1 protein-coding gene is annotated in these 3,678 nt (G+C 70.8%); it reads left to right on the top strand.

The window, feature by feature from the left end; translation table 11 throughout:
• Positions 1–316 precede the first annotated feature (316 nt).
• Positions 317–3,646: a ThuA domain-containing protein gene (locus AB0L34_RS28355; protein ID WP_363708085.1), complete on the top strand. Its 3,330-nt coding sequence runs from the start codon at positions 317–319 to the stop codon at positions 3,644–3,646.
• Positions 3,647–3,678 lie beyond the last annotated feature (32 nt).

Here is a 3,678-nt window from a genome sequence, read left to right as displayed (position 1 = left end):
GCTGGTGTGTGGCCACCACCCCCCCCCCCTGCTTTCGCCCTGCGCGGGCGGCGGGTGCGCCCGGCGGCCCCCCCCCCCGCTCGTGTGCGTACGGGCACGTCACGGCGGCCGGACCCCATCCCGGTCGCCACTTTCGCCGATTGAAGCGAAAGTTCTGCCCATCCATCGAAAACTTCCGCCGCCAACCTCTTCACTTTGGTCCGAGGCGCAAATATCGTCCTGCGTAGAACCTGGCCAGGCTCTTGGTACTCCCCCCGCGACCTCCTCAGCGACGTCCCGGCGCTGAGGCGGACCCGCCCGACCAGAGCGAGGTTCGATGCGCAGACCGATCGGCCGAAGGGCCGCCACCTACCTCAGCCTTCTCACCCTCGTCGGCGCGACGCTCGTCGCGACCGCTCAGCAGCAGCCGGCACCGGCACTCGCCGCCCCGGCACCGACCAGCAACGGCATCCAGTACAAGGTCCTCGTCTTCACCCGGTCGGCGGACGGCGGCCACCCCGCCACCGCCGCCGGCGTCGACGCGATCCGCCAGCTCGGCAACGACCGGCGCTTCACCGTCGAGGTGACCGACGACGCCCGCAAGTTCGACGAGGCGCACCTCAAGCAGTTCCGCGCCGTGGTGTTCCTGAACACCTCCGGCGACGTCCTCGCCGACGACCAGCAGGCCGCGTTCGAGCGGTACTACCGCGACGGCGGCGGCTTCGTCGGCGTCCACTCCGCGATCGAGGCCGAGCCGGGCTGGTCCTTCCTGGACGACGTGCTCGGCACCCGGGCGGTGGGCGCCGCCACGGCTGCGGCCCCGGCCACGGTCACCGTGGCCGACCGGGTGCACCCGGCCTCCGCGACCCTGCCCGAGCGCTGGGCGCACACCGACCGGTGGTACAACTTCGCGGCCAACGTCCGGGGCGTCTCGCACGTCCTGGCCACCGTGGACGAGAAGACGTACGCCGGCGGGTCGATGGGCTTCGACCACCCGGTCACCTGGTGCAAGGACCACCAGGGCGGCCGGTCCTTCTACACCGGGCTCGGCGCGACGCCGGAGAGCTTCGGCAGCACCGACCTGCGGGCCCACCTCGGCGGCGCCATCCAGTGGGCGGCCGGCGTGACCGACGGCGACTGCGGCGCCACCGTCCTGGCCAACTACCAGATGACGGTGATCGGGGCACAGCCCAACGTCAACGAGCCGATCGGCTTCGACGTGCTCCCCGACGGCCGGGTGATCCAGACCGACCGCCGTGGCGGCGTACGCCTGCACGACCCGGAGAGCAACGAGACCACCGTGCTCGCGCAGATCCCGGTCTACACGCACAGCGAGGACGGCATGTACGGGCCGGCGATCGACCGCGAGTTCGCCACCAACCGCTGGGTCTACCTCTTCTACGCGCCCCCGCTGGACACCCCCACCGGCGGCGCGCCGACCACCAGCACCGACCCGGCGGCCTGGGACCGCTGGAAGGGGTACTTCCAGCTCTCCCGGTACAAGTTCGTCGACGGCGAGACGCCCTCCCTGGACCTGGCCTCGGAGCAGAAGATCCTCCAGGTGCCGGTCGACCGGGGGGCCTGCTGCCACGTGGCCGGCGACATCGCCTTCGACTCGGAGAACAACCTCTGGCTGGTCACCGGCGACGACACCCCGGCCGGCGGCGGTGGCTCCGGCGGCTTCTCCCCGCACAACGACTCGGTGAGCGCCACCGGCGTCTACCAGGCGCCCTTCGTCGACGCCCGGCGCAGCTCCGCCAACACCAACGACCTGCGCGGCAAGATCCTGCGCATCTCCGTGCAGGCGGACGGCAGCTACACCGTGCCGGAGGGGAACATGTTCCCCGAGGCGGCGGACCCGGGTGACAAGACCCGCCCGGAGATCTACGCGATGGGCTTCCGGAACCCGTTCCGGATCACCCTCGACAAGAACGACGTCGCCTACGTCACCGACTACTCCCCCGACTCCTCGACCGCGGCGGTCGGCCGGGGACCGGCGGGCACCGGCCGGATGATGGTGGTCGACAAGCCGGCGAACTACGGCTGGCCGATGTGCGTGCAGCCGAACCTGCCGTACATCGAGATGAACTGGACCACCAGCCCGATCTCCCCGGTCGCGCCCTTCGACTGCGCGGCGCCGCGGAACACCTCGCGGCACAACACCGGCCTGACCGACCTGCCCGCGGTGGAGAAGTCCGAGCTCTGGTACTCGTTCCAGGCCCCGACGCCGTGCCCGGAGTCGTACCTGTCCACGCCGACGCAGACCTGTCCCGTGCTCTTCCCCGAGCTCGGCACCGGCGGCGTGGGCCCGCACGGCGCGGCGAAGTACGACTTCGACCCGGAGCTGAGGTCGGAGACGAAGTTCCCCGCGTACTTCGACGGCGCGATCTTCTTCGGCGAGTTCACCCGGGACACCCTCAAGGAGGTCCGGCTCGACGCCCAGGGCGACATCCTGAAGATCAACAATGTGCTGAACTGCGGGCAGGCACCCACCACGCCGGCCAAGCCGTTCCTCTGCGACAACCCGATGGACATGAGGTGGGGCGCCGACGGCAACTTCTACCTGCTGACGTACGGCGACGGGTTCTTCAACGTCAACCCGGACGCGGCGATGCTGAAGTTCAGCTACGTCAAGGGCCTGCGGGCGCCGAACGCCGTGCTGAACGCGACCCCGACCAACGGTCACGCCCCGCTGACCGTCGCCTTCTCCAGCGAGGGGTCGAAGGACCCGGACCCGGCGGACTCCATCTCGTTCGCCTGGGACTTCGACGGCAACGGCACGACCGACTCGGTCGACCCGAACCCGACGCACACGTACACGGTCAACGGGGTCTACACCGCGCGGCTGACGGTGACCGACTCCAGCGGCAAGAGCGCGTCGGCGAACACCACGATCACGGTGGGCAACACCGCGCCGACCGTCACCGTCAACACCCCGGTCGAGGGCGGCTTCTTCCAGTGGGGTGACGGGATCCCGTGGTCGGTGACGGTCACCGACCCCGAGGACGGGCCGGTCGACTGCGCCAAGGTCGAGGTGACCTTCGTGCTCGGCCACGACGAGCACGGCCACGGCGAGGCCAACCAGTTCGGCTGCTCCGGCGTGCTGCCCACGGAGGCCGACGACGCCTCCCACGGCGGCTACATCTACGGCGTCGTCAGCGCGTCCTACACGGACGGCGGGGCGAACGGGCAGCCGGCGCTGACCACGGTGGACCAGCAGATCATCCAGGACAAGCGGCAGCAGGTGGAGTTCGCCCGAGACCAGTCCGGGACCACCGTGGGCACCAGCGCCGACACCGGCGGCGGGCAGCAGCGCGGCAGCCTCGACCCGGGCGACTGGATCGCGGTCAACAACACCGTGAACCTGACGAACATCGAGTCGGTGACGCTGCGTACCTCCGGTGGCAGCGCCGCGACCGCCGGGCAGCCGCGCTTCGGCGTCCAGTTCCGGCTCGACTCGCCCACCGGGCCGGTGGTCGCCACCGCCACGGTCAACGCGACCACCGGCAACAACGCCTTCACCAGCACCACCGTGCCGATCACCGACCCGGGCGGCACGCACCGGCTCTACCTCGTGTTCACCACCGTCCCCGGCGGCCCGACCAGCGGTTTCGGCAACCTCAACTGGATCGGGTTCACCGGCCAGGGAATCGGCGTCACACCGTAGCCGCCGCCGTGGCCGGCTGCCGCGCGGCAGCC

The organism is Micromonospora sp. NPDC052213 (assembly GCF_040679695.1).
Classification (GTDB): Bacteria; Actinomycetota; Actinomycetes; order Mycobacteriales; family Micromonosporaceae; genus Micromonospora.
This window is presented reverse-complemented; position numbering and strand designations above follow the sequence as displayed.